At 71.9% G+C, this 24,922-nt stretch carries 19 protein-coding genes; 9 read left to right on the forward strand and 10 right to left on the reverse strand.

Annotated features, from left to right (window positions below; genetic code table 11):
* The first annotated feature begins 1 nt into the window (after position 1).
* Together OG259_RS10500 and OG259_RS10505 are read left to right on the forward strand one after the other, a co-directional pair.
* Complete coding sequence (locus tag OG259_RS10500) at positions 2-1,054, forward strand: TIGR04222 domain-containing membrane protein (protein ID WP_443052120.1); 1,053 nt, start codon at positions 2-4, stop codon at positions 1,052-1,054.
* Between the two features lie 48 nt (positions 1,055-1,102).
* Positions 1,103-1,861 (forward strand): TIGR04222 domain-containing membrane protein, encoded by a 759-nt coding sequence (locus OG259_RS10505; protein ID WP_328942033.1) that lies wholly within the window; start codon positions 1,103-1,105, stop codon positions 1,859-1,861.
* Between the two features lie 230 nt (positions 1,862-2,091).
* On the opposite strand, the gene hemQ is transcribed toward OG259_RS10505, so the two are convergent.
* Both hemQ and hemG read right to left on the reverse strand, forming a co-directional pair.
* A complete protein-coding gene (gene hemQ, locus OG259_RS10510; RefSeq protein WP_229313113.1) occupies positions 2,092-2,805 on the reverse strand; it encodes a hydrogen peroxide-dependent heme synthase in 714 nt (237 codons plus the stop codon).
* A 17-nt stretch (positions 2,806-2,822) separates the two neighbouring features.
* A complete protein-coding gene (gene hemG / locus OG259_RS10515; protein ID WP_328942034.1) occupies positions 2,823-4,310 on the reverse strand; it encodes a protoporphyrinogen oxidase in 1,488 nt (495 codons plus the stop codon).
* A 166-nt stretch (positions 4,311-4,476) separates the two neighbouring features.
* On the opposite strand from hemG, the gene OG259_RS10520 reads away from it, so the two are divergent.
* Both OG259_RS10520 and OG259_RS10525 read left to right on the forward strand, forming a co-directional pair.
* Positions 4,477-5,496 carry a DUF4349 domain-containing protein gene (locus OG259_RS10520; RefSeq protein ID WP_328942035.1) on the forward strand — a complete coding sequence of 340 codons (1,020 nt, stop codon included), beginning with the start codon at positions 4,477-4,479 and terminating at the stop codon, positions 5,494-5,496.
* A gap of 130 nt (positions 5,497-5,626) precedes the next feature.
* The gene (locus tag OG259_RS10525) at positions 5,627-7,000 is read left to right on the forward strand and encodes an FAD-dependent oxidoreductase (RefSeq protein ID WP_328942036.1); all 1,374 of its coding nucleotides are present in this window, start codon (positions 5,627-5,629) and stop codon (positions 6,998-7,000) included.
* 62 nt (positions 7,001-7,062) lie between these two features.
* Here the strand turns inward: OG259_RS10525 and hemE are convergent, their stop codons facing one another.
* Complete coding sequence (gene hemE / locus OG259_RS10530; protein ID WP_328942037.1) at positions 7,063-8,139, reverse strand: uroporphyrinogen decarboxylase; 1,077 nt, start codon at positions 8,137-8,139, stop codon at positions 7,063-7,065.
* 91 nt (positions 8,140-8,230) lie between these two features.
* Between hemE and OG259_RS10535 the strand changes: the two genes are divergently transcribed.
* From OG259_RS10535 to OG259_RS10555, 5 genes are all read left to right on the forward strand, one after another.
* Complete coding sequence (locus OG259_RS10535; RefSeq protein WP_328942038.1) at positions 8,231-8,932, forward strand: DUF3000 domain-containing protein; 702 nt, start codon at positions 8,231-8,233, stop codon at positions 8,930-8,932.
* Positions 8,933-9,195: 263 nt separating this feature from the next.
* On the forward strand, positions 9,196-9,861 hold the full coding sequence (locus tag OG259_RS10540; RefSeq protein ID WP_015037008.1) for a response regulator transcription factor: 666 nt from the start codon (positions 9,196-9,198) through the stop codon (positions 9,859-9,861).
* An 82-nt stretch (positions 9,862-9,943) separates the two neighbouring features.
* Complete coding sequence (locus tag OG259_RS10545) at positions 9,944-11,227, forward strand: ribonuclease D (protein WP_328942039.1); 1,284 nt, start codon at positions 9,944-9,946, stop codon at positions 11,225-11,227.
* A gap of 206 nt (positions 11,228-11,433) precedes the next feature.
* Positions 11,434-12,648, forward strand: coding sequence for a thiolase family protein (locus OG259_RS10550; protein ID WP_189835818.1), 1,215 nt, complete (start codon positions 11,434-11,436; stop codon positions 12,646-12,648).
* Positions 12,645-14,783, forward strand: a complete 2,139-nt coding sequence (locus OG259_RS10555) for a 3-hydroxyacyl-CoA dehydrogenase NAD-binding domain-containing protein (protein WP_328942040.1) — start codon at positions 12,645-12,647, stop codon at positions 14,781-14,783. Before OG259_RS10550 ends, OG259_RS10555 begins: the two co-directional genes overlap by 4 nt.
* A 199-nt stretch (positions 14,784-14,982) precedes the next feature.
* Here the strand turns inward: OG259_RS10555 and OG259_RS10560 are convergent, their stop codons facing one another.
* The 7 genes from OG259_RS10560 to OG259_RS10590 all read right to left on the reverse strand — a co-directional run bounded on the left by OG259_RS10560 (position 14,983) and on the right by OG259_RS10590 (position 24,811).
* On the reverse strand, positions 14,983-16,065 hold the full coding sequence (locus OG259_RS10560; RefSeq protein ID WP_328942041.1) for a hypothetical protein: 1,083 nt from the start codon (positions 16,063-16,065) through the stop codon (positions 14,983-14,985).
* Between the two features lie 111 nt (positions 16,066-16,176).
* Entirely contained in the window at positions 16,177-17,655 is a 1,479-nt protein-coding gene (locus tag OG259_RS10565) for an amino acid permease (RefSeq protein ID WP_328947047.1), read from the reverse strand.
* Between the two features lie 213 nt (positions 17,656-17,868).
* A complete protein-coding gene (dxs, locus tag OG259_RS10570; RefSeq protein WP_328942042.1) occupies positions 17,869-19,788 on the reverse strand; it encodes a 1-deoxy-D-xylulose-5-phosphate synthase in 1,920 nt (639 codons plus the stop codon).
* A gap of 218 nt (positions 19,789-20,006) precedes the next feature.
* Positions 20,007-21,326, reverse strand: coding sequence for a sugar ABC transporter permease (locus tag OG259_RS10575; protein ID WP_328942043.1), 1,320 nt, complete (start codon positions 21,324-21,326; stop codon positions 20,007-20,009).
* Positions 21,323-22,111, reverse strand: a complete 789-nt coding sequence (locus tag OG259_RS10580) for an ATP-binding cassette domain-containing protein (protein ID WP_167348157.1) — start codon at positions 22,109-22,111, stop codon at positions 21,323-21,325. Before OG259_RS10580 ends, OG259_RS10575 begins: the two co-directional genes overlap by 4 nt.
* Positions 22,112-22,415: 304 nt before the next feature.
* On the reverse strand, positions 22,416-23,477 hold the full coding sequence (locus OG259_RS10585) for a sugar ABC transporter substrate-binding protein (RefSeq protein WP_328942044.1): 1,062 nt from the start codon (positions 23,475-23,477) through the stop codon (positions 22,416-22,418).
* A 122-nt stretch (positions 23,478-23,599) separates the two neighbouring features.
* Positions 23,600-24,811, reverse strand: coding sequence for an ROK family transcriptional regulator (locus OG259_RS10590; protein ID WP_328942045.1), 1,212 nt, complete (start codon positions 24,809-24,811; stop codon positions 23,600-23,602).
* Positions 24,812-24,922 lie beyond the last annotated feature (111 nt).

Below are 24,922 nucleotides of genomic sequence, written 5' to 3' on the forward strand. Positions count from 1 at the left end.
CGTGGACGTCCTGACCGCGCTCTGCTACCTCGCCGGCGTCACCGGCATCACGCTGCTCGTCACCCGGGTCGTCCGGACCCGAAGGGGGCCCGGCGGACCCGTCCACGACCGGTACGAGGCCGCCTTCCTCGACGGCGGCCCCGCCAGGGTCGTCGACACCGCCCTCGCCGCCCTCCACGCGGACGGCAGGCTGGCGATCGGCGGCCCCGGCATCGTGGCCGTCGTCCGCCCCACCGCGTACGACCCGGTGGAGCGCGCCGTGCTCCAGGCGCACGCCGCCGCCCCGCACGGGGCGCTGCACCATCTGCGCATGGCCGTGATGCGGCACCCGGCGGTCCAGGAGATCGGCGACGGGCTCGCGGCGCGCGGGCTCGTCGTCGACCCTGCGACCCGGCGCACCACGCTCCGGTGGTGCGCCGTGCTCGGCCTCACGGCCCTCGCGCTGTTCCCGGTGTCGATCGTCCTCACGGCCGTGGACATCGCCGCCTCCCCCCGGCCCCCGTTCCCGTTCGTCTTCAAGGTGGTGCCGGTGATACTCGCCGCCGGTTTCACGGCGCTGGTCTGCGGGTCGCTCGCCGCCCGGCAGGTCACCCCGGCCGGCCGGAGCGCGGTCTTCGCGTACGGGCGGGCTCACGCCCATCTCGCGGACCCTGCTCTGCTGGTGGCCCTGCACGGGCTCCGGGCCCTCCCCGATCCGGTGCTGCGGGAGCAGATCCTGGCCGCCGCCCGGTTCTACGGGCCGCCCCGGCGGCGCGGCGGCGGTGGCAGGCGCCCCGCGCCGTACCGGTACGACAGCACGGACGCGGGCGACGACTTCGGGGCGGCCGCCGTGTGGTGCGCGGGGACCAGCGCCTGCGGCGGCGGGGGTGGTGGTGGGGGCGGCGGGTCCTGCTCCGGCGGCGGGTCCGGGTCGTCGTGCTCGTCCGGGTCCTGTTCCGGGGGCGGCTCCGGCTGCGGTGGGGGCGGGGGCGGAAGCTCGTGCTCCAGCTCAAGCTCCAGTTCGTGCTCCAGCTCCAGTTCCAGCGGGAGTTCGTGCTCCAGCTCAAGCAGCTGATCGACCCTTCCGGTGGCGGGCCCGCCCCGCCTCCCGTAGAAATCGAACATGGTCTGGGTTCCGCTGCTGCTCGTGGCGTGTGTCGTGGCCGGTGTCGGCTGTGCGCGGCTCTGCCGGGCGGCGCTCGCGGCGGCCCGGCCCGCTCGCGGGGACACGTCCGCCGGGGACACGCCGGCCGGGGCCGCGCCGGAACTCACCGTCGGCGAGGCGGCCTACCTCGCCGGCGGGCCGCTGCGGGTCACCGATCTGACCCTCGTGTCGATGCACCGGGCGCGGCGGCTGCTGCTCGCCCGCACCGGCTGGGCGACGGTCGTGAACGCCGACGCCTGCGCGGGGGACGAACTGGAGCGGGCCGTGATCGGCGCGCTCGGGCCCGGTGGACAGGCGCCGATTCCCGCCGTACGTCCGGTGGTCGCCGCCACCGACCCCGTACACCTGCTCGCGGAGCGGCTGGTCGAACGGGGGCTCGCCGTGTCCGCGTCGGGCCGGCGGGAGGTCGACGCCGGGCTGGGGGCGGTGCGGGCCGGCTTCCTGCTGAGTCTCGCCCTCGGGACGGCGTCGGCGCTGCTCGTGCCCGCCGCCGAACGGGCCCCGGTCCTCGCCGGGTTCGCCCTGCCGCTGCTCGCGTCGGGGCTCTGTCTGCTGATCGGGCGGATCGACGTCTACCCGCACACCCGCTGGGCCTCGCCGGCCGGTCAGCGGCTGCTCGCGAGGCTGTCGGTCACCGATCCCCTGACGGCCCTCGCGACGCGTGGGCCCGCGGTCCTGGAGCCGGAGCTGAGAGCGGCTCTGCGCGGCCGGCGCTGAGAGGGAAAGGATTCCGGAGGCGGAACGACCCCGGAAACGACCCCGGAAACGACGCCGGAAATGCCCCCGGAAATGACGCCGGTGCGGCGCGCGTCATGCGCGCCGCACCCGGAGCCGGACCCGGTGTCGCTGGAGCGGCAGGCCATGTTCCGCCTGTCGTCTGATCTTCCGGGTCAAGGGGTGGCGCGCCCGGCCGGGAGCCGGGCCACCACCAGGTTTTCGTACGGCCGTCAGGCCAGGCCCGCCACCAGGTCGGCGACGCTCTTGCGGCGACCGGTGTAGAACGGGACCTCTTCGCGGACGTGCATCCGCGCCTCGGAGGCGCGCAGGTGACGCATCAGGTCCACGATGCGGTGCAGCTCGTCGGCCTCGAAGGCGAGGAGCCACTCGTAGTCGCCGAGCGAGAAGGAGGCGACCGTGTTGGCGCGGACGTCCGGGTAGCCACGGGCCATCTTGCCGTGGTCGGCGAGCATCCGGCGGCGGTCCTCGTCCGGCAGCAGGTACCAGTCGTAGGAGCGCACGAAGGGGTAGACCGAGACGTAGTCGCGCGGGTTCTCGTCGGCCAGGAAGGCCGGGATGTGCGACTTGTTGAACTCGGCGGGGCGGTGCAGCGCCATGTTCGACCAGACCGGCTCCAGGGCGCGGCCCAGGCGGGTGCGGCGGAAGAGGTTGTACGCCTCCTGGAGCTCGTCGCTCGTCTCGGCGTGCCACCAGATCATCACGTCGGCGTCGGCGCGCAGACCGGAGAGGTCGTACGTGCCACGGACGGTGATGTCCTTGGCCGCGAGCTGGTCGAACAGCTCCTGGACCTCGTCGGCGTAGCCGCCGCGGTCCTCGGGGAGAACGTCGCGCAGCTTGAAGACAGACCACAGGGTGTAGCGGATGACCTCGTTGAGGTCCTTCGCCTTCTTACCGGCGTTCGGGATCTTTTCGGGCGCACTCATACGCCTATTCTCGCCCGTCACAGGGAGTGCCCCGCACCGGGGTCGGTCCTTTTCGACGTGGCGATGATCTCGTCTGCCGCTCGATGGGCCGACGCGATGCAGGCGGGGATGCCGACACCGTCGTACGCGGCGCCCGCGAGCCGCAGTCCGGGGAGGGCGGCGACGGCCTCGCGGACCCGGGCGACCCTGGCGAGATGGCCGACCGGGTACTGGGGCAGGCCGCCGATCCAGCGGGTGACCGTGGTGGCGACGGGGCGGGCGGCGAGCCCGGTGGCGGCGGCGAGGTCCTTGAGGGAGGCGGCGACGAGGTCGGCGTCCTCGCGGTGGACCTGCTCCTCCTCGCCGTGGCGGCCCACGGAGGTGCGCAGCACGAACAGGTCGGGGGCGCCGTCGGTGACCCAGCGCCACTTCTGCGAGGAGAAGGTGGAGGCCTTGATCGTGTGGCCGTCGACGGGTGGCACGAGGAAACCCGAGCCCGGCAGGGCGGGGAGACCCGTGCCCGCCGGGGCGGGCAGGTCGGTGCGGCGGAAGGCCAGGGTGACCAGGGCCATGGAGGCGTAGTCGATCTCGTCGAGCTCGGCGGCGGCGGTGGGCGCGTGCGGGGCGAGGAGCGCGGCGGCGGGTCCGGCGGGGGTGGCGAGGACCACGGCGTCGGCGGTGAGGACCCGGTCGCCGCTGACGACCTGCCAGCCGGTGGCCCCGGTGCGGCGGAGCCCGCTCACGGGGGCGTCGGTGAGGATCTCGCCGCCGGCGGCGCGGATCGCGTCGGCGACGGCGCCGGGCAGGGTGCCGACACCGCCCTCGACGCCGAGGAAGACGGAGCCGCCGAGGCCGGTGGCGGCGCCCGCCGCGTCGGCGGGGACGGCCGCCCCGGCCCGCTGGACGGCGCGGACGGCGGCGGTGAGCGTGGGGTGGGTGCGGGCGGCCTCGAAGAGGGCGGGGACGGCGGCCCTCATCGAGATGCGGTAGGCGTCACCGGCGTACACCCCGCCGAGGAGGGGTTCCACGAGCCGGTCCACGACCTCGTGGCCCATGCGGGCGGCGACGTACTCCCCGATGGCGATGTCCTCGCCGATCTCGGTCGGGGGCCGTTCGCCGTCGAGGCCGATCCGGCGCACGCCCTCCCGGGAGAGGAGGCCTTCGACGGCGTGGGCGTCGCCCGGGACGCCCATGACGTGCCCCTTGGGCATGGGGACGAGCTCGCCCCGGGACCAGACGGACGCGGTGGTCGTGCCGGGGGCCTGGAGCCGGTCGCCGAGGCCGACGGCGCGGGCGAGGGCGACGGCCTCGGGGCGGCGGGCGAGGAGCGACTCGGCACCGAGGTCGACGGGCGCGCCCGCGATCTCCCCGGCGAGCAGCTTGCCGCCGAGGCGGCTCCCCGCTTCGAGGAGGGTCACGCGGTGGCCGGCGACGGCCAGCCGGTGGGCGGCCGCGAGTCCGGCGACACCGCCTCCGGCGACGACGACATGAGGCCCGGCGTGCTGTCCCGTGGTGTCCGCGTTCATGGGACCACTCTCTCAAATCGCCCACGGGCTCCCGTTCCGAGGCCGCCTCTTCCCGCCGCTCCCGTTCCGAGGCCGGACCGTGACCGCATCGCTACCGCCGGAGGGCAACCCGTTCGGTGGGCTGGTGCGTCGAACCGGCAACACCTACCACCCTTGGGGGGACTCGATGCGGAGCTCACACACGACGGCGAGAACGCGGGCGGCGGCGGGCGCGGTCCTGCTCACCGCGGCGCTGGTGCTGACCGGCTGCGGAGCCGGCGGCACCGACATGGCCGGGGACTCGAAGCGGGACCTGAGCGCGGCGGCGCCCGCGGACGCCAAGGGCGCCGCCGACGGCTACGCGGGCTCGGGCGCCGAGAAGGCCCCGTCGGCGCCGTCGAAGGCTCCCGCCCAGCAGCAGCACGTCATCCGTACCGCCTCCCTGTCGGTCGAGGTCGTTGACGTGACGAAGGCACTGGCCACGGCGCGCGAGGTGACGGCAGGCGCGGGTGGGCACGTCGAGAACGAGACGACGGAGCGGATCGACGACGGGTACGTCACCTCCCGCATCGTGCTGCGGGTGCCGCAGGAGCGGTACGACTCCGTCCTCACCGAGCTCACGGGCACGGGGAAGCTGCTGGCCCGCAAGGCCGACGCCAAGGACGTCACCGAGCAGGTGGTGGACGTGGAGAGCCGGATCGCCACCCAGCGCGCGAGCGTGGCGCGGGTGCGGGCGCTGATGGAGCGGGCCGAGAGGCTGACGGACGTGGTGACCCTGGAGGGCGAGCTGAGCCGCCGCCAGGCGGACCTGGAGTCGCTGCTGGCCCAGCAGTCCTCGTTGAAGGACCGCACGTCGCTCGCGACGATCACCCTGGAACTGTCGCAGAAGGAGAAGCCGCCGGCCGAGAAGCCCGAGGAGGAGAGCCGCCCCGGCTTCGGTGACGCCCTGAGCGGCGGCTGGAACGCCCTGGTCGCCGCGGTCTCCTGGGCGGTCGTCGTGCTCGCGGCCCTTGCGCCCTGGCTGGCCGTGGCCCTGATCGTCTACCTCGTGTGGCGCCACGTCGTCCGCCCCCGCCGCGCCGGGCGCACGGCCGCCGGCCCAGCGGCCCTGCCGGAGACCCCGCCCGCCGTCCCGGCCGCCCGCCGCAACGCCGCGGGAGCCCCCGTACCCCCGGAGACGCCCGACACCCCCAGCACCGGCGAGTGAGCCGAAGGGGCGCGCCGGTGGAACGGTCCCGGGCGCGCGGAGCCCCCTGAGGGACGGAGGAGGCGAGCACGGTCGGGGCTGTTCCACCGACTTCGGCGCCCCGGAGGCGAACCGAGCCCAAAATGGAGAGGTGAGCGAACGACTGGTGGTCATCGGTGGCGACGCGGCGGGGATGTCCGCCGCGTCGCAGGCGCGCAGGCTCAAGGGGCCGGAGGAGTTGGAGATCGTCGCGTTCGAGCGCGGTCACTTCTCCTCGTACTCGGCCTGCGGCATCCCGTACTGGGTCGGCGGCGACGTCGCCACGCGCGACGAGCTGATCGCGCGCTCCCCCGAGGAGCACCGGGCGCGCGCCATCGACCTGCGGATGCGGACGGAGGTCACGGCGGTCGACGTGTCCGGGCAGCGGGTCCTCGCACGGGACCTGGAGACGGGCACGGAGGCCTGGACGGGCTTCGACAAGCTGGTGGTCGCGACGGGCGCCCGGCCGAAGCGCCCGGCGCTGCCGGGGATCGACGCGCCCGGGGTGCACGGGGTGCAGACCCTGGACGACGGGCAGGCGCTCCTCGACTCCCTCGACGGGACGCCCGGGCGGCGGGCGGTCGTGGTCGGCGCGGGCTACATCGGTGTGGAGATGGCCGAGGCGCTCCTGAACCGGGGCTACGAGGTGACGCTCCTGCACCGGGGCGAGCAGCCGATGGCGACCCTGGATCCGGACATGGGCCGTCTGGTGCACCGGGCGCTGGACGGATTGGGGATCACGACGGTCGCCTCGGCGGCGGCGACGAAGATCCTGACCGGTGAGGACGGCCGGGTCCGTGCGGTGGCGACGGAGGAGGCCGAGTACCCGGCGGACGTCGTGGTCCTCGGCATGGGGGTGGTGCCGGAGACCTCGCTGGCCCGGGCGGCGGGGCTGCCGCTCGGGGCGTACGGCGGGCTGCTCACGGATCTGGCGATGCGGGTCAGGGGGCACGCGAACATCTGGGCGGGCGGCGACTGCGTCGAGGTCCTGGACCTGGTCTCGGGCCGGGAGCGGTACGTGCCGCTCGGGACGCACGCGAACAAGCACGGCCAGGTCATCGGGGCGAACGTGGGCGGTGACTACGCGACGTTCCCGGGGGTCGTGGGCACGGCCGTGTCGAAGGTCTGCGACCTGGAGATCGCCCGGACCGGCCTGCGGGAGAAGGACGCCCGGGAGGTGGGGCTGCGGTACGTGACGGTGACGGTGGAGTCGACGAGCCGGGCGGGCTACTACCCGGGGGCCGCGCCGATGACGGTGAAGATGCTGGCCGAGCGGCGCACGGGCCGGCTGCTCGGGGTGCAGATCGTGGGCCGGGAGGGCGCGGGGAAGCGGGTGGACATCGCGGCCGTGGCGCTGACGGCGGGGATGACGGTGGAGTCGATGACGGCCCTGGACCTGGGGTATGCGCCGCCGTTCTCGCCGGTGTGGGACCCGGTCCTGATCGCGGCCCGCAAGGCGACGGCGGCGGTCCGCGCGGCCGTCTGACGAAAGCGCGACGGCCACCGGGGGTCTCCCCCGGTGGCCGTCGGACAGGCGTCGTGTGTGCCTCAGACCGCCGTCCGCGTGTGCACATACTCCACGAGACGGGTCAGGGCGTCCGGGTCCATCGACGGCATGACGCCGTGGCCCAGGTTGAAGACGTGTCCCTCCAGGTCCTTCGCGGCGGCCAGGACCTCGTCCGTCTTGGCCTCGACGACCTCGCGCCCGGCGAAGAGCACGGCCGGGTCCAGGTTGCCCTGGAGGGCCTTGCCGGGGCCGACGCGGCGGGCGGCCTCGTCGAGCGGGACGCGCCAGTCGACGCCGACGACGTCCGCGCCGGCCTCGCCCATGAGGCCGAGCAGCTCGCCCGTACCCACACCGAAGTGGATGCGCGGGACGCCGTAGCCGGCGACCGCGTCGAAGACCTTCACCGAGGCGGGCATCACCGAGCGGCGGTAGTCGGCCGGGGCGAGGGCGCCGACCCAGGAGTCGAAGAGCTGGACGGCGGAGGCGCCCGCCTCGATCTGGACCTTGAGGAAGGCCGAGGTGATCTCGGCGAGACGGTCGAGGAGATCGGCCCACAGCTGCGGGTCGCCGTACATCATCGCCTTGGTGCGCTCGTGGCTGCGCGACGGACCGCCCTCGACGAGGTAGCTCGCGAGGGTGAAAGGCGCGCCCGCGAAGCCGATGAGCGGGGTGTCGCCCAGCTCGCCGGTGAGCATCCCGATGGCCTCGGTGACGTAGTGGACGTCCTCGGGGGTCAGGTCGCGCAGCCGGGCCAGGTCGGCGCGGGTGCGGATCGGGTCGGCGACGACCGGGCCGACGCCGGGCTTGATGTCGAGGTCGAGGCCGATGGCCTTGAGGGGGACGACGATGTCGCTGAAGTAGATGGCGGCGTCGACCTTGTGGCGGCGGACCGGCTGGAGCGTGATCTCGGTGACCAGCTCGGGCCGCATGCAGGACTCCAGCATGGGGATGCCCTCGCGCACCTTGAGGTACTCGGGGAGGGAGCGCCCGGCCTGCCGCATGAACCAGACGGGGGTGTGCGGCACGGGCTCCCGCCGGCATGCCTTGAGGAACGCGGAGTCGTACGTCCGCGACTGCTGCTTCGTCTGCTGGCCCTGCGGGCGGTCGTTGGCACTCACGACCAGAATCTTCGCATGTGGCGGGAAGCCGCTCGTCCGGGCAGGGTGTCCCTCCCTGCACGGAGGCCCCGTTCCGCCTACTCTTCCCCGCATGGCTGCGGCTCAGGGACATTTTTCCGATCATTCCGACGGCGATCGAGGGACGGACGAAACGGCGGACAGTACGGAGGCGAACCCGGTTCCACCCGTGTTCCGGCGGGCGGTGGAGGCGTTGCGCTCGGCGCGGCTGCGACCCGAGATCGAGATCGACCCGACGAGGCCCCCGCAGCGCCTCGCCCCTTACGCGTACGCGGTGGAGGCGGCCGTCGTGGACGGCGAGGAGGACCTCGCGGACGGGCGGCTCGTGCTGCTGCACGATCCGGACGGCCACGAGGCCTGGAAGGGTACGTTCCGGCTTGTGACGCTCGTCCGGGCGGAGCTGGAGCCGGAGATGGCGGCGGATCCGCTGCTGCCCGAGGTGTGCTGGTCCTGGCTGACGGGGGCCATGGAGGCCCGGGGGCTCGCGTACGGGGAGGCGAGCGGGACCGTGACGATGGCGGGCTCGCACTACTTCGGCGGGCTGGCGGACCGCAGGCCGGCGACACAGATCGAGATCCGGGCGTCCTGGACGCCGCACGAGGGTCTGGGCGGGGTGCCGGACACGGGGGCGCACCTGGCGGCCTGGTGCGATCTGCTCTGCCAGATCGCGGGGCTGCCGCCCGCGCCGGCCGAACCGGCGACGGGGGCGACGGGGACGGTGTCGGGCGCGGGGGTCGTCTCGTTGCCCCAGCGGCGGGGGCCGCAGCAGGCCTGAGGGACTGGATCAAGCCACTCTTCGGAGTGTCCGAACGACGGCCCCGACACTCCCCCTCAGGGGTGACGGGGCGGGGCCCGCTCGTAGGATGATCGATCACGCGTCCGAATTGCCCTAATTGTTACTCACCAAATCGTGATCTTTCCCTAAAGGCGGGCGGCCCAGCTGCCGAAGGAACCAGTGACCCCTTCACTGCACGGGTTCGCCCCCGGCTTCTTCCCCGAGCCGGCTCCGTCCCGCATCCTTCCCCCCCAGGAGGCCTGGTGTCCGTTCTCCTCGAGCAGCCCGCAAGCCTGGTCGCCTACCGCCCGAACAAGCCGACGGCCATGGTCGTCGTGGCCGACCCGCGCGTCCGCTCCACCGTGACCCGCCACCTGTGGGCCCTCGGAGTACGCGACGTGATCGAGGCTTCTTCCATCGCGGAGGCACGTCCCCGCGTCGGCAACCCGCGCGACATCTGCGTTGCCGACGTCCACCTGCCCGACGGCAGCGGCCTGACCCTGCTGTCCGAGACCCGCGCCGCGGGCTGGCCCAACGGCCTCGCCCTCTCGGCCGCCGATGACATCGGCGCCGTACGAAACGCCCTGGCGGGCGGCGTGAAGGGCTATGTAGTCACCGGTACCCGTACGAACATCGGCCACCCGACCCGACCCGGCGCCGCCCCCATCGGCGCCGCGGCCGCGCGGCTCGGCCACCGCCGCCCCCCGGGTGCCCCGAGCCACCCGGGCGGCTACCGCGAGCTCTCCGGCCGTGAGGTCGAAGTGCTCCGGCTCGTCGCGGAGGGCCAGTCGAACAAGGCGATCGGCGTCTCCATGGGCCTCTCCGCCCTCACCGTGAAGAGCCACCTCGCCCGCATCGCCCGCAAGCTGGGCACCGGCGACCGCGCCGGCATGGTCGCGGTGGCCCTGCGGACGGGGATCATCCACTGACGGATCGGTCCACGAGAAGCCGGCGCCTGTCGACGGAACGTTCCGTCGACAGGCGCTTGCCGTTCACCGATACCCTTGACAGGTGACCGACGCCCAAGAGACCGCAGCAGACACAGCACTGCGCACCACCGGGGGCGGCCCCCCGGACGACGATGTCCCTGCGAATGGGCTTCCGATCCCGTTGCTGGAGCCCCGCGAGGGGATTCCGCCCGTCGTCGAGACCGAGGACGCCCTCGCCGAGGTGATCGCCGCCTTCGCGGCGGGCCGCGGCCCCGTGGCCGTGGACGCCGAGCGCGCCTCCGGCTACCGCTACGGCCAGCGCGCCTACCTCGTGCAGCTCCGCCGCGAGGGCGCGGGCACCGCGCTCATCGACCCGGTGGGCTGCCCCGACCTCTCGGGACTCGGCGACGCGCTCGCCGGGACCGAGTGGATCCTGCACGCCGCGACCCAGGATCTTCCGTGCCTGCGCGACATAGGCATGCTGCCGACCTCGCTGTTCGACACCGAGCTGGCCGGGCGGCTCGCGGGCTTCCCGCGCGTCGGCCTCGGCGCGATGGTCGAGTCCGTCCTCGGCTACGCCCTGGAGAAGGGCCACTCCGCCGTGGACTGGTCCACCAGGCCACTGCCCGAGCCCTGGCTGCGGTACGCGGCACTCGACGTGGAACTCCTCGTCGACCTGCGGGACGCCCTGGAGAAGGAGCTCGACCGGCAGGGCAAGCTGGAGTGGGCGCACCAGGAGTTCGACGCGATCGCCTCCGCCCCGCCCGCCCCGCCGCGCAAGGACCCGTGGCGGCGGACCTCCGGCATGCACAAGGTGCGCCGCCGTCGCCAGATGGCGGTCGTACGGGAGCTGTGGACGGCCCGTGACAAGGTCGCCCAGCGGCGGGACGTCTCCCCCGGCAAGGTGCTGAGCGACGCGGCGATCGTGGAGGCCTCGCTCGCGGTGCCGGTGAACCTGGCCGCACTCTCGGCGCTGCCCGGTTTCGGGCACCGGATGGGTCGCCGTCAGCTGGAGCAGTGGCAGGCGGCCGTCGACCGCGCCCGCGCCCTGCCGGAGAGCGAGCTTCCCCAGCCCGGCCAGCAGGTGGCGGGCCCGCCCCCGCCGCGCGCCTGGGCGGACAAGGACCCGGTCGCGGCGGCCCGCCTGTCGGCGGCGCGCGCGTCGGTCTCGGCCCTCGCGGAGGAGCTGAACCTGCCGCAGGAGAACCTGATCACGCCGGACACGGTGCGACGGGTGTGCTGGGAGCCGCCGGCCGCGGCGGACGCGGACGGCGTCGCCGCCGCCCTCGCGGACCACGGCGCGCGCCCCTGGCAGGTCGAACTGGTGACCCCGCTCCTGGTGAAGGCGCTGACGGCCACCGCGTGACCCCGCGCGCCGTCCGATCCGAGAGCCCCCGGCGTGCCGAAATGCGCCGGGGGCTCCGTCATGTCCGGCAGGCTTCGGGGTGTGACCTTCGCCGCTTGGGCCCCAGGGGCTGGGCAGCTTGGTTACCCACAAGTAGCATGGGGGAAGCAAGCGCACGCTTAGGCGTGCCGCAGCAGTGCCATCCCGCACCCTGGAGGAGAGCCATCGTGCCTCGTACCGTCAGGGACGTCGTCTTCGTCGACGGCGTCCGCACCCCGTTCGGCAAGGCGGGCCCGAAGGGCATCTACCACGAGACCCGCGCCGACGATCTCGTCGTCAAGGCCATCCGGGAGCTGCTGCGCCGCAACCCCGGCCTCGACCCCGCGAAGATCGACGAGGTCGCCATCGCCGCGACCACGCAGATCGGTGACCAGGGTCTGACCCTCGGCCGTACGGCGGGCATCCTCGCCGGCCTGCCGCAGTCGGTGCCGGGCTACTCCATCGACCGCATGTGTGCCGGTGCGCTCACGGCCGTCACGAGCGTCGCCGGTTCGATCGCCTTCGGCGCCTACGACGCCGTCATCGCCGGTGGCGTCGAGCACATGGGCCGCCACCCCATGGGCGAGGGCGTCGACCCGAACCCGCGCTTCGTGTCGGAGAAGCTCGTCGACGAGTCCGCCCTCTTCATGGGCATGACCGCCGAGAACCTGCACGACCGCTACCCGAGCATCACCAAGCAGCGCGCCGACGAGTACGCCGTGCGCTCGCAGGAGAAGGCCGCCAAGGCGTACGCCGACGGCAAGATCCAGCAGGACCTGGTGCCGATCTCGGTCCGCCGCACCGACGCCTCCACCGGTGAGACCGGCTGGGGCCTGGTCACCGCCGACGAGCCGATGCGCCCGGGCACCACCCTGGAGTCGCTGGCCAACCTGAAGACGCCGTTCCGCGTCCACGGCAACGTCACCGCGGGCAACGCGGCCGGTCTCAACGACGGCGCCACCGCCTCGATCATCGCCTCCGAGGACTTCGCCCGCGAGCACGACCTCCCGGTGAAGATGCGCCTCGTCTCGTACGCCTTCGCCGGCGTCGAGCCCGAGGTCATGGGCTACGGCCCGATCCCGGCGACCGAGAAGGCCCTCGCGAAGGCCGGTCTGTCCATCGAGGACATCGACCTCTTCGAGGTCAACGAGGCCTTCGCGGTCCAGGTCCTCGCCTTCCTGGAGCACTACGGCATCGCCGACGACGACGCCCGCGTCAACCAGTACGGCGGCGCCATCGCCTACGGTCACCCGCTCGCCTCCTCCGGCGTCCGTCTGATGACGCAGCTGGCTCGCCAGTTCGAGGAGAACCCGCAGGTCCGCTACGGCCTCAACACGATGTGCGTCGGCTTCGGCATGGGCGCCACGGTCATCTGGGAAAACCCCCACTGGGAGGGCAAGTGAGCACCACCGCCGAGCTTCTGAAGGGCGCCGCGGAGCTCTTCCCCGACGAGGTCGTCACCAGCGCCCACGTACGGCACTTCGAACTGCCCGCGGGTGCGGGCCGGTTCGCCCTGATCACGCTGGACAACGGCTTCGACCACACCAAGCCGACCACCTTCGGCCCGCAGTCGCTCGCCAACCTGAACACGGCGATCGACCAGGTCGAGGCCGAGGCCGCGAACGGTGAGATCACCGGCGTCGGCATCACCGGCAAGCCGTTCATCTTCGCCGTCGGCGCCGACCTCAAGGGCGTCGAGCTGCTCAAGAAGCACGACGAGGCGCTCGCCATCGGCAAGGGCGGCCACGACGTCTTCAAGCGGCTGTCCGCGCTCGCCGTGCCGACCTTCGCCTACTACAACGGCGCGGCCATGGGCGGCGGCGTCGAGGTCGGTCTGCACTGCACCTACCGCACCGTGTCGAAGGCCCTGCCGGCCTTCTCGCTGCCCGAGGTCTTCCTCGGTCTGGTGCCCGGCTGGGGCGGCTGCGCCATCCTGCCGAACCTGATCGGTGCCGAGAAGGCCGTCTCGGTCATCATCGAGAACTCGCTGAACCAGAACCGTCAGCTCAAGGGCAAGCAGGTCTTCGAGCTCGGCATCGCCGACGCGCTGTTCGAGGGCGCGGACTTCCTGGAGCAGTCGCTGATCTGGACGGCCTCCGTCCTCAACGGCTCCGTGACCGTCGAGCGCCCGGCGATCGACCGCGGCGAGGCCTGGGACCAGGCCGTCGCCAAGGGCCGCGCCATCGCCGACTCCAAGGTGCACGGTGCCGCCCCGGCCGCCTACCGCGCCCTTGAGATCATCGAGGCCGCCAAGGACGGCGACCTGCAGAAGGGCTTCGACGCCGAGGACCAGGCCCTCGCGGACCTGATCATGGGCGGCGAGCTGCGCTCCGGCATCTACGCCTTCAACCTGGTGCAGAAGCGCGGCAAGCGCCCCGCCGGTGCCCCGGACAAGTCGCTGGCCCGCCCGGTCACCAAGGTCGGTGTCGTCGGCGCCGGTCTGATGGCCTCCCAGCTCGCGCTGCTCTTCCTGCGCCGCCTCGAGGTGCCGGTCGTCCTGACCGACATCGACCAGGAGCGCGTCGACAAGGGTGTGGGCTACGTCCACGCCGAGATCGAGAAGCTGCTCGGCAAGGGCCGCATCAACCAGGACAAGGCCAACCGTCTCAAGGGCCTGGTCTCCGGTGTCCTGGACAAGGCCGCGGGCTTCGCGGACGCGGACTTCATCATCGAGGCCGTGTTCGAGGAGATGTCCGTCAAGCAGAAGGTGTTCGCGGAGGTCGAGGCGGTCGCCCCGGCGCACGCGATCCTCGCCACCAACACCTCCTCGCTGTCCGTCTCGGAGATGGCCTCCAAGCTCCAGCACCCGGAGCGCGTGGTCGGCTTCCACTTCTTCAACCCGGTCGCGATCCTCCCGCTCCTGGAGATCGTGCGCGGCGAGAAGACGGACGACGCCTCCCTCGCCACCGCGTTCGGTGTCGCGAAGAAGCTGAAGAAGACCGCGGTCCTCACCAAGGACGCCCCGGCGTTCGTCGTGAACCGCATCCTGACCCGCTTCATGGGCGAGATCCAGAACGTCATCGACGAGGGCACCTCGGTCGAGACGGCCGAGAAGGCCATCGAGCCGCTCGGTCTGCCGATGTCGCCGCTGGTGCTCCTGGAGCTCGTCGGCCCGGCGATCGGTCTGCACGTCTCCGAGACCCTGAACCGCTCCTTCCCGGAGCGCTTCACCGTCTCGCCGAACCTCAAGCGTGTGGTCGAGGCCGGCAAGCGCGGCTTCTACGTCTACAACGCGGAGAACGGCTTCAAGCCGGAGCTCGACCCGGAGGTCGCCGCCCTCCTCGTCCAGGGCGACTCCGTCCTGACCGAGGAGCAGGTCCGCGACCGCGTCCTGGACGCGGTGGCGCAGGAGATCGGCCTGATGCTGGAGGAGGGTGTCGTCGCCGAGGCGCAGGACATCGACCTCTGCCTGATCACCGGTGCGGGCTGGCCCTTCCACCTGGGCGGCATCACGCCGTACCTGGACCGTGAGGGTGTCTCCGAGCGCGTCAACGGCAAGCGTTTCCTGGCGCAGGGCGTGGCGAGCGTCCCGGCGTAACGACACCGGCCTCGCGCCCCAGGGCGTACGAGAACGGCCCCGGCACCTTCTTCAGGTGCCGGGGCCGTTCGCGTACCGTCAGACGCTCTTCTGGAGCACCTCGGTCGCGCCTGGAAGCCCTTCGGCCGTGCTGGGAGGGTCCTCGGGCGGGCCTGGGGGCTCCTCGGGCGGGCCTGGGAGCCCCGAGCTCTTCGGGGCGTCACCCTATGGAGCGCCAGCCCTCCAGGAGCAGACCCTCCGACGCCGCCTTCTGGCGGGTGGTGATCGGCGCGCCCGCGCCGATCCGGGCCATCGCGACCAGGCGCCCGTCGAGCCCGCGGGTCAGGACGGTGGCGAGCTCGCCGTGCGGCTCCCCGGTCTCCGACCAGTGGATGCCCTCCGCCTCCTGCTCGCTCGGGTAGGCGGCGAGGGCGAGCCGTCCGTCGGCGGACTGCTGGGCGAGGACCGTGCAGTCGAAACCGTCGATGAGGCAGCGGGTGGCGGCGAGCCGTCCGGTGCCGACGGCCTTGCCGAGCACCGTCGGCTCCAGGGAGCGCTCCGGCGACCAGGCGCGGACCTGGCCGTCCAGGTCGAGGTAGAAGAGCGTGACGTGCCCGGAGGGGCCGGTCGTGGCCGCCAGGGTGCCCATGGTCACCGACGCGGGCAGCAGCTCCTCGCGGATCGGCTTGGCCCCGGACTCGCGCTGCACGTAGCGGACGAGACCCTTGGCGTGCGAGCTGTACAGCTCGACGAAGCCGGAGCCGTTGGTGACCGCGACCGGCGAGGGGTCGGTCTTTGAACCCATCAGGTCCCACCAGGGGTGCCAGCCACCGGCGTCCTTCTGGGCCCGCACGCTCAGCCCGCCGCCGCCGTTGCGCATGAAGGCGTACACGCGGCCCTGGCCGTCCACCGCGACGGCGGGGTTGCCGGTCCACGGCCCCTTGCCGTTGGAGTGCCCGATCGAGCGCCAGGCCACCGCGGGGCGGCCCGTCTGGAACTGGACGCTGTGGACCAGTTCCACGTGGTCGTCGCCGCTGTCCGTGGGCCGCAGACCGACGAGGTGGACGTAGCGGTCGGCGCCCTGGCCGACCGCGAGGAAGGGGGTCAGACCGTCGCCGCCGAGCGAGACGGGCCCGCTCCAGCTCCCGTCGGGCTGCTCGGTCCAGCGCACCACCTCTCCGTCCTTGGGCAGGTAGGCGCTGAACCGGCCTTCCGCCCCTCTGGTCAGCCAGGCTCCCTGGAGCAGGGGGGCGGTGGAGGAGCCGTGGGAAGGGGCGGTGGGGGCCTGGGATCGATTAGCCATGGGGGGATCCAGCACTCCGGTCGTCGGAAGGAGTTCGGGTACGAACCGACTGTAGTCGCCCTCCCGAACGGTCCCTTCCGCGCCTGCGGAATCGGCCGCCCTGTCGCCCGCTCAGTACTTAGCGTCCTGGCCCACCTGCCCGAGCCGGCTGTGACTGCGCCCGTACAGGAAGTACACGACGATGCCGATCACCATCCACACGCCGAAGCGGAACCAGGTCTCCAGGGGCAGGTTGAGCATCAGCCAGAACGAGGCGGCGATGGAGAGGATCGGCAGCACCGGCACCCAGGGGGTGCGGAAGGCGCGCGGCAGGTCGGGGCGGGTGCGGCGGAGCACCATGACGCCGACGGCCACCACGACGAAGGCGAAGAGCGTGCCGATGTTCACCAGGGTCGCGAGCTCGTTGATGCTGGTGAAGCCGGCGACGATGGCGATGATCACACCGAGCAGGATGGTGGGCCGGTAGGGGGTCCGGAAGCGCGGGTGCGTGATGGAGAAGAAGCGCGGCAGCAGGCCGTCGCGGCTCATCGCGAAGAACACGCGGGTCTGGCCGAGGAGCAGGATCAGACAGACCGTGGTGAGGCCGACGGCGGCGCCGAAGCTGATCACGCCCGCGTAGAAGGGATGCCCGGCGGCCTTGAAGGCGTCGGCGAGCGGGGCGCTCACGGACAGCTCCGTGTAGTGCTGCATGCCGGTGACGACCAGGGCGACGGCCACGTAGAGCACGGTGCAGATGAAGAGCGAGCCGAGGATGCCCCGGGGCATGTCCCGTTGCGGCAGCTTGGTCTCCTCGGCGGCGGTGGCCACCACGTCGAAGCCGATGAAGGCGAAGAACACGACGGAGGCGGCGGTGAAGATGCCCATGACGCCGAAGTTGGTCGGCTCGTACCCGAAGATCAGCTGGACGAGCGGCGAGTCCCAGTTGGAGCCGCCGCCCTCGGGGGTGACGGCCGGCGGGATGAAGGGCTTGTAGTTGTCGCCGACGATGAAGAACAGACCGGCGACGATCACGATCATGACCACGGTCACCTTGATCGCCACGACGAGCGCGGTGATCCGGGCGGAGAGCTTCATGCCCAGGACGAGGACGACGGTCAGCACCAGGACGAGGAGGAAGGCCAGGATGTCGAAGGAGCCGCCCGGCACGTCCGGGCCTTCGAGCGCCGCGGGTAGGTGCCAGTCGATGTTGTCCATGAGCGAGCGGACGTAGCCCGACCAGCCGACGGCGACCACCGCCGTACCGAGGGCGAACTCCAGGACGAGGTCCCAGCCGATGATCCAGGCGGGCAGCTCGCCGATCGAGGCGTACGCGAAGGTGTACGCCGATCCCGCCACCGGCACCGTCGAGGCGAACTCGGCGTAGCACAGGGCGGCGAGGGCGCAGACGATGCCCGCCGCGACGAAGGCGAGGGCCGTGGCCGGGCCCGCGTTCTCCTTGGCGACCTTGCCCGTGAGGACGAAGATGCCGGTTCCGATGATGACGCCGACGCCGAACACCATCAGATCCCAGGCGGACAGGGATTTCCGGAGTGCGTGCTCCGGTTCCTCCGTGTCGCGGATCGACTGCTCGACCGACTTGGTCCGGAAGATTCCGGAGTTGGCCCGTGGCTGTTGGTCCGTACTCACCCTGGTACCTCCGCGCCGTACTTGAACCTCGGTCGCTCTCGACCACCGCGGTCGGGTGGCTGTGTTACGCCTGCCCACACAGAGTCAGAATGCACGCGAAAGGGCCGGTCGGCACCCGGGAGGGTGAGCCGACCGGCCCAAAGGTGACGCTTGGTGACCGTTGCCCCGGGTCGGGGGTCAGTCGCGGGCGGGCTCCACGGCCTGCGCGCTGCTCTCGAAACGTCCGTCCAGACGCGAGACCAGACCGGTGACCTGACGGGCGATGTCCGGGGCGGTCAGACCGATCTCCGCCAGGACCTCGCCGCGGGAGGCGTGGTCCAGGAAGCGCGGCGGGATGCCGAAGTCACGCAGCGGCACGTCCACGCCGGCGTCGCGGAGCGCCTGGGCGACGGCCGAGCCGACGCCGCCGACGCGGCTGTTGTCCTCGACGGTGACGACGACCCGGTGCCGCTCGGCGAGCGGGGCGAGGGCCTCGTCGACGGGCTTGACCCATCGGGGGTCGACGACCGTGGTGGAGATGCCGTGCCGGTCGAGCAGGTCGGCGATCTCCAGGCACATCGGCGCGAGCGCGCCGACGGAGACCAGGAGGACGTCCGGGCGGTCCGAGCCGGGCTCGCGGAGCACGTCCATGCCGCCGACGCGGCGCAGGGCGGGTACGGCGGGGCCGACGGCGCCCTTGGAGAAGCGGACCACGGTGGGGGCGTCGGTGACCTCGACGGCCTCGCGCAGCTGGGCGCGGACCTGGTCGGCGTCGCGCGGGGCGGCGAGCCGCAGGCCGGGTACGACCTGGAGGATCGACATGTCCCACATGCCGTTGTGGGAGGCCCCGTCGGTGCCGGTGACGCCGGCCCGGTCCAGGACGAAGGTGACGCCGCACTTGTGCAGGGCCACGTCCATCAGGACCTGGTCGAAGGCACGGTTGAGGAAGGTCGCGTAGACCGCGAAGACGGGATGCAGACCGCCGGTGGCGAGGCCCGCCGCGGAGACCGCGGCGTGCTGCTCGGCGATGCCGACGTCGAAGACCCGCTCGGGGAAGGCCTTGGCGAACTTGTCGAGGCCGACGGGCTGGAGCATGGCCGCGGTGATGGCGACGATGTCCGCGCGCTCCTTGCCGAGCGCGACCATCTCCTCGGCGAAGACGCCGGTCCAGTCGGCGCCGGAGGAGGCGATGGGCAGGCCGGTGTCGGGGTGGATCTTGCCGACGGCGTGGAAGCGGTCGGCCTCGTCCTGGAGGGCCGGCTGGTAGCCGCGGCCCTTCTCGGTGAGGCAGTGGACGATCACGGGGCCGCCGAAGCGCTTGGCGCGCGTCAGGGCCGACTCCAGGGCCTCGATGTCGTGGCCGTCGATGGGGCCGACGTACTTGAGGCCGAGGTCCTCGAACATGCCCTGCGGGGCGATGAAGTCCTTGAGGCCCTTCTTGGCGCCGTGCAGGGTCTCGTAGAGCGGCTTCCCGACGACGGGGGTGCGCTCCAGGATGTCCTTGCCGCGGGCGAGGAAGCGCTCGTAGCCGTCGGTGGTGCGCAGGGTGGCCAGGTGGTTGGCGAGGCCGCCGATGGTGGGCGCGTAGGAGCGCTCGTTGTCGTTGACGACGATGACGAGCGGGCGGTCCTTGGCGGCGGCGATGTTGTTCAGCGCCTCCCAGGCCATGCCGCCGGTGAGGGCCCCGTCGCCGATGACGGCGACGACGTGGTCGTCCTTGCGCAGGACCTCGTTGGCCTTGGCGAGGCCGTCGGCCCAGCCGAGGACCGTGGAGGCGTGCGAGTTCTCGATGACGTCGTGCTCGGACTCGGCCTGCGAGGGGTAGCCGGAGAGGCCGCCCTTCATCTTGAGCTTGGAGAAGTCCTGGCGGCCCGTGAGCAGCTTGTGGACGTAGCTCTGGTGGCCGGTGTCCCAGAGGACCTTGTCCTTCGGGGAGTCGAACACGCGGTGCAGGGCGATGGTCAGCTCGACCACGCCGAGGTTGGGCCCGAGGTGCCCGCCGGTCTTGGAGACGGCGTCCACGAGGAACGTCCTGATCTCGTCGGCCAGCTGGTCCAGCTGTTCCGGGGAGAGCCGGTCCAGATCTCGCGGTCCCCTGATACGGGTCAGCAGAGCCACCCGTGCCTCCTTGCGTTTGAGCTGGTCGAGCTTGCCGATTTGTCGAGTCTAATGTTCCGTCTTGGATCGTGGGCATCGGGCCGGGGGGTGAGGCGTCACCCTCACGGCCTACATGTCGCTGATCTGTACGGCTCTGTACGGGCCGGGCACTGCTCCGGACGCAGCAGTGCCCGGCGCCGGTTTCACGGCGCCGGGCGGTGTGGCGAGCGTTACGCGACCTAGGCGCGTCCTGCCGTCTTCTGCGTCTTGCGGGAGACCGAGTCGATGATCACGGCGATGAGCAGGACCGCTCCGGTGATCATGTACTGGATCGCGTTGGAGGACAGGTTCATCTGGTTGAGGCCCTGGACGATCGACTGGATGACCAGGATGCCGAGGAGCGCCGACCAGACCTTGCCGCGTCCGCCGAACAGGGACGTACCGCCGATGACCGCTGCGGCGATGCACATCATCAGCTGGTTGCCGCCGCCGAGGGAGCGGTCGGCGCCGCCGGTCGCGGAGGCGAGGAACAGACCGCCGATCGCGCCCATCGTGCCGGAGATCATGAAGACCGAGATCCGGATCCACGAGACGTTGATGCCGGCGCGGCGGGCGGCCTCGATGCCACCGCCGACGGCGAAGACCTGACGGCCGTACGTGGTGCGGCGGAGCACGAAGTCGGTGACGAGCAGGATCACCAGGAAGATCACCAGCGAGAGCGGCAGGCCCTGCTCCTGGTTGAAGCCGTAGGCGGCGACCAGGACCAGGACCGCGAGGACCGCGGTGCGCAGGATGATCTCGCTCTGCGGGCGGTGCGGCAGCTCGGCGGCCTTGCGGCGGCGGGAGTCGCGCAGCTGGGCGAGGTAGAAGGCGGCGACGACGACCACGGCGAGGCCGTAGGCGGCGGCGACGTCGGCGAAGTAGTACTTCGTGAGGTCGGCGACGAAGCTGCCGATCGGGGTGGGGATGGTGGACTTGTCCCCCATCACCCAGGTCTGGAGGCCGGCCCAGCCGAGGAAGCCGGCCAGGGTGACGACGAAGGCGGGCACGCCGATCTTGGCGAAGACCAGGCCGTGGAAGGCGCCGAGCAGGGTGCCGGACAGGATGCCGAGGATGATGGCGAGGCCGTCGGGCATGTCGGTGCCGAGGACGCCCCAGACCGAGCCGGCCAGACCCGCCACGGAACCGACGGCGAGGTCGATCTCGCCGAGCAGCAGCACGAAGACGATGCCGACGGCCATGATGCCGGGGCCGACCGCGTACAGCGTGATCTGGTCGAGGTTGTACGAGGTGATGAAGTTGCCGGTGAGGGCCTGGAAGACGATGCCGATGACGATCAGGCCGACGACGACGGGCAGCGAGCCGATCTCACCGGAGCGGATCTTGCGCTTGAACTCCTCGACGTAACCCTTGAAGCCCTGCTCGCGCACGAGGAGGCGGGGGTCGACGGCGGGGATCGCGGCGGCGGCCGGGGCCTCGCTCACCGGGGTCGTCTCCTCGGTGGTACGGGGCTCGGGCACCGCTGCCTCTTCGCTCGCGGTGGGAGGGGTGTTGCTCACTTCGCTACCTCCGCGTTGCGGGCCTGACGGCGGGTCACGGCGTTGTCCGTGGCACCGGTGATCGCGGCGATGATCTCTTCGTGCGTGGTGGTGGCCACCGGGAAGGTGCCGTTGTTGCGGCCCAGACGGAGCACGGCCACGGTGTCGGCGACGGCCTTCACATCGGCCATGTTGTGGCTGATGAGGATGACGCCGAGGCCCTGCTCGCGCAGCCGCTCGACCAGGTCGAGGACCTGGGCGGTCTGCTCGACGCCGAGGGCGGCGGTCGGCTCGTCCAGGATCACGATCTTGGGGTCGCCGACCAGGGCGCGCGCGATGGCGACGACCTGTCGCTGGCCGCCGGAGAGGGCGGCGACGGGGATGCGGACGCTGGGGATGCGGATGGAGAGGGTGGAGAGCAGGTCCTTGGCCCGCTTCTCCATGGCGACCTCGTCGAGGACGCCGCCCTTCTTGATCTCGCGGCCGAGGAACAGGTTGGCGACGACGTCGAGGTTGTCGCAGAGCGCGAGGTCCTGGTAGACGGTCGCGACACCGAGGTTCTGGGAGTCGTGCGGGCGCTGGATCTCGACCTGCTCGCCCTCCCACTCGATGACGCCCTCGTCGATGGGGTGCACACCGGCGATCGTCTTGACCAGCGTGGACTTTCCCGCTCCGTTGTCGCCGACGAGCGCGACGACCTCTCCTGCGTGGACTTCGAGATCGACACCGGAGAGGACCTGAACCGCTCCGAATCGCTTGAAGATCCCACGCAACGCCAGCACGGGCGTCTGGGACACGTGAACCAACTCCTTCGCCGCGCGCGGGCGGCGGCATGTCGCGCCGCCGGGCAGCGCCAAAGTTCGAGGGGGGGCTGAGCTCGTCCGGCCCCCGGACCGACAGCGGGGTCTGGGTCGGCCGGGGGCCGGACGGGCAGGGGGGCGGATCCGGCGGTGGTGGGCCGGGGTCGTACGGGGGGCGAACGCTCCGTCGGGGTGACCCTCCGTCTCGGGGGTCACACTCCGGTGGGGTCTTCACCCTCTGTACACGGGCCGGTTGGCGGGATCCGTGGTGCCGGGCCCTCGGGGGGCCCGGCGGGCTCGGCTCAGGGGGTTACTTGACGCCCAGGGCCGTGCACTTGGCGGCCAGGTCCGAGGTGCAGAGGTCGGCGGCCTTGTAGATGCCGTCCTTGATCACCGTGGTCTGGATGTTGGTCTTGTCGACGACGACCGGCGGGAACAGCGTCGACGGCACGCCGTCGGTCGCACCCTGGGCGCCGAGCTCCTTGCCCTGGAGCAGGTTCACCGCGAACTTGGCGGCCTCGGGGGCCAGCTGGAGCGGCGACTTGTAGATCGTGAAGGTCTGCGAACCGGCGATGATGCGCTGGATGCCCGCGACCTCGGCGTCCTGACCGCCGACCGGGATGCTCTTGATGCCGGCGTTCTCGAGGGAGGTGATGATGCCGCCCGCCATGCCGTCGTTGGCGGAGTAGACGGCGCCGATCTTGTCCTTGCCGACCGAGGAGATCGCGGCGGACATCTTCTCGCCGGCGACCTTCGGGTCCCACTCGCCGGACGCCTCGTAGGCGATCTTGCCGACCTTGCCGTCGAGGGCGGCGTGGGCGCCCTTCTTGAACAGCGCGGCGTTCGGGTCCTTCTCGTCACCGTTGATCATGACGACCTGGGCGGCGGCGGCCTTGGTGCCGAGGGCGGCCAGCAGGGCCTGGCCCTGGAGCTCGCCGACCTTGTTGTTGTCGTGGCTGACGTAGGCGTCGGCGCCCTTGACGGCACGGTCGTACGCGACGACCTTGACGCCCTTGGCCTTGGCCTCCGCGACCCAGCCCTCGGCCTTGGTCGCGTCCACCGGGTCGAGCGCGATGACCTTGATGCCGTCGGCGATCAGCTGGTCGAACTGCTGCTTCTGCTTGACGACGTCGGAGACCGCGTTGTTGTACACGACCTCGCAGTCGCCGCACGCGGCCTTGACGGCCTTCTCGAACTGGGGCTTGTCGAGGGCCTCGTAGCGCGAGGTCTTGTTCTCGGGAAGGAGCAGACCGATCTTGGTCGAGCTGCCCTTGTCTTCCTTGTCGCCGCCGGCCTGGCCGCAGGCGGCGAGCGAGAGGGCCATCGAAACCGCGGCCGTTGCTATGACGGCACGACGCGTCACTGCGTTCATGTGGGGTTGCCTCCCTGACGAGGCCGCGACGTTGCGGCCGAGGTGTCCCGAAGTCAACTCGGCCGCAACGTTGCCGTCAAGAAGTAAATTCTTAACGAGATGACAACGGTGGTGTTCGTTATCTAAGTGAAGGCAAGCCGGGAGACCGGAGCGGCCGTGGGCAGCGCACTCTCCAACAGGGTCGAATCGCCCATTTCACTCAGTACGAGAGCGAGGGCGCCGAGCACCTCGGCGCGGCCTCCCAGGGCCCCCTGGGCCAGCGAGAGCTGCCGGGCGGCACTGGGGATCGCGTACCGCGAGACGGAGTCCCTGATGGGCGCCAGGACCAGCTCCCCGGCCTCCGCGAGGTCGCCGCCGAGCACCACCCGGCTCGGGTTCAGAAGGTTGCAGAGGTTGGCGATGCCGCTGCCGATGTGCCGCCCGACGTCGGCGATCACCCGGCGGCAGCCCGGGTCGCCCTCCCGGGCCAGCTGGACGACCCGCTCCATGGTCAGATCGGGGCCGTGGCTGGGCTGCAGCAGCGGCAGCACGTACCGGGCGGCCGTGAAGGTCTCCAGGCAGCCGCGGTTGCCGCAGCGGCAGACCGGGCCCGACTCGTCGAGGGTGATGTGCCCGATCTCGCCCGCGGTACCGCCGGGGCCCCGGTAGACCCGCCCGTCGATGACGAGGCCGGCGCCGACGCCGCTCGCCACCTTGATGTACGCCAGGTCCTTGACGCCCCGCCCGCTGCCCCAGACCAGTTCGCCGAGCGCGCCGAGGTTGGCGTCGTTGTCGACGTGCACGGGGACTCCGAGGCGCCCGGAGAGCTCCTCGGCGGGGTTGATCCCGCTCCAGCCCGGCAGGATCGAGGTCGAGCCGAGGGTCCCGGAGGAGACGTCGATCGGGCCGGGTACGCCGAGCCCGACGCCGATCACCTTGTCCCGGCCGATCCCGGTGGCCTCGATCAGCCGGTTGACCAGCTGTTCCGCCCGGTCGAAGCCCTCGGCGGCGGAGGCGTCCACGTCGAGCGGCTCGGCCTCCTCGGCGAGCACCTGGTGGGCGAGGTTGCCGACGGCGACCCGCAGATGGGTGTGGCCGAAATCGACGCCGATCACGATGCCGGCGTCCCCGGAGAGGGAGACGCTGCGGGCCCGGCGGCCGCCCGCGGAGGTCGGCGTGACGTCGACGGTACCGCCGTCCTTCAGCTCCCTGACGATGTTGGAGACCGTCGCGGCGGACAGGCCCGTCGCCCGGGCGATCTCCGCCTGGGTGAGCGAGCCGGCCATGCGCACCGCCCGGACGACCCGTTCGAGATTGGCCCTGTGCAGAGACGTCTGCGACCCCGGAGTCTCCATCGACTCACTCACTCCCACCGTTTTCTCCAACATGTGAACTCTAAGGGGACGCTTTCGGCTTGCTCCCCGTCAAGACCTTGAGTGGCGGAGGGTCTGTGTCACACGACGCGC

This window comes from Streptomyces sp. NBC_00250, assembly GCF_036192275.1.
Lineage (GTDB): Bacteria > Actinomycetota > Actinomycetes > Streptomycetales > Streptomycetaceae > Streptomyces.

What these genes read in the sequence shown, in the direction of transcription:
- OG259_RS10505 (WP_328942033.1), top strand. Translation starts at nt 1,103, where the DNA reads ATGGTCTGGGTTCCGCTGCTGCTCGTGGCGTGTGTCGTGGCCGGTGTC.
- hemG (WP_328942034.1), bottom strand. Translation starts at nt 4,310, where the DNA reads ATGAACGCGGACACCACGGGACAGCACGCCGGGCCTCATGTCGTCGTC.
- OG259_RS10535 (WP_328942038.1), top strand. Translation starts at nt 8,231, where the DNA reads ATGGCTGCGGCTCAGGGACATTTTTCCGATCATTCCGACGGCGATCGA.
- OG259_RS10590 (WP_328942045.1), bottom strand. Translation starts at nt 24,811, where the DNA reads ATGGAGACTCCGGGGTCGCAGACGTCTCTGCACAGGGCCAATCTCGAA.
- hemQ (WP_229313113.1), bottom strand. Translation starts at nt 2,805, where the DNA reads ATGAGTGCGCCCGAAAAGATCCCGAACGCCGGTAAGAAGGCGAAGGAC.
- OG259_RS10560 (WP_328942041.1), bottom strand. Translation starts at nt 16,065, where the DNA reads ATGGCTAATCGATCCCAGGCCCCCACCGCCCCTTCCCACGGCTCCTCC.
- OG259_RS10585 (WP_328942044.1), bottom strand. Translation starts at nt 23,477, where the DNA reads ATGAACGCAGTGACGCGTCGTGCCGTCATAGCAACGGCCGCGGTTTCG.
- OG259_RS10520 (WP_328942035.1), top strand. Translation starts at nt 4,477, where the DNA reads ATGCGGAGCTCACACACGACGGCGAGAACGCGGGCGGCGGCGGGCGCG.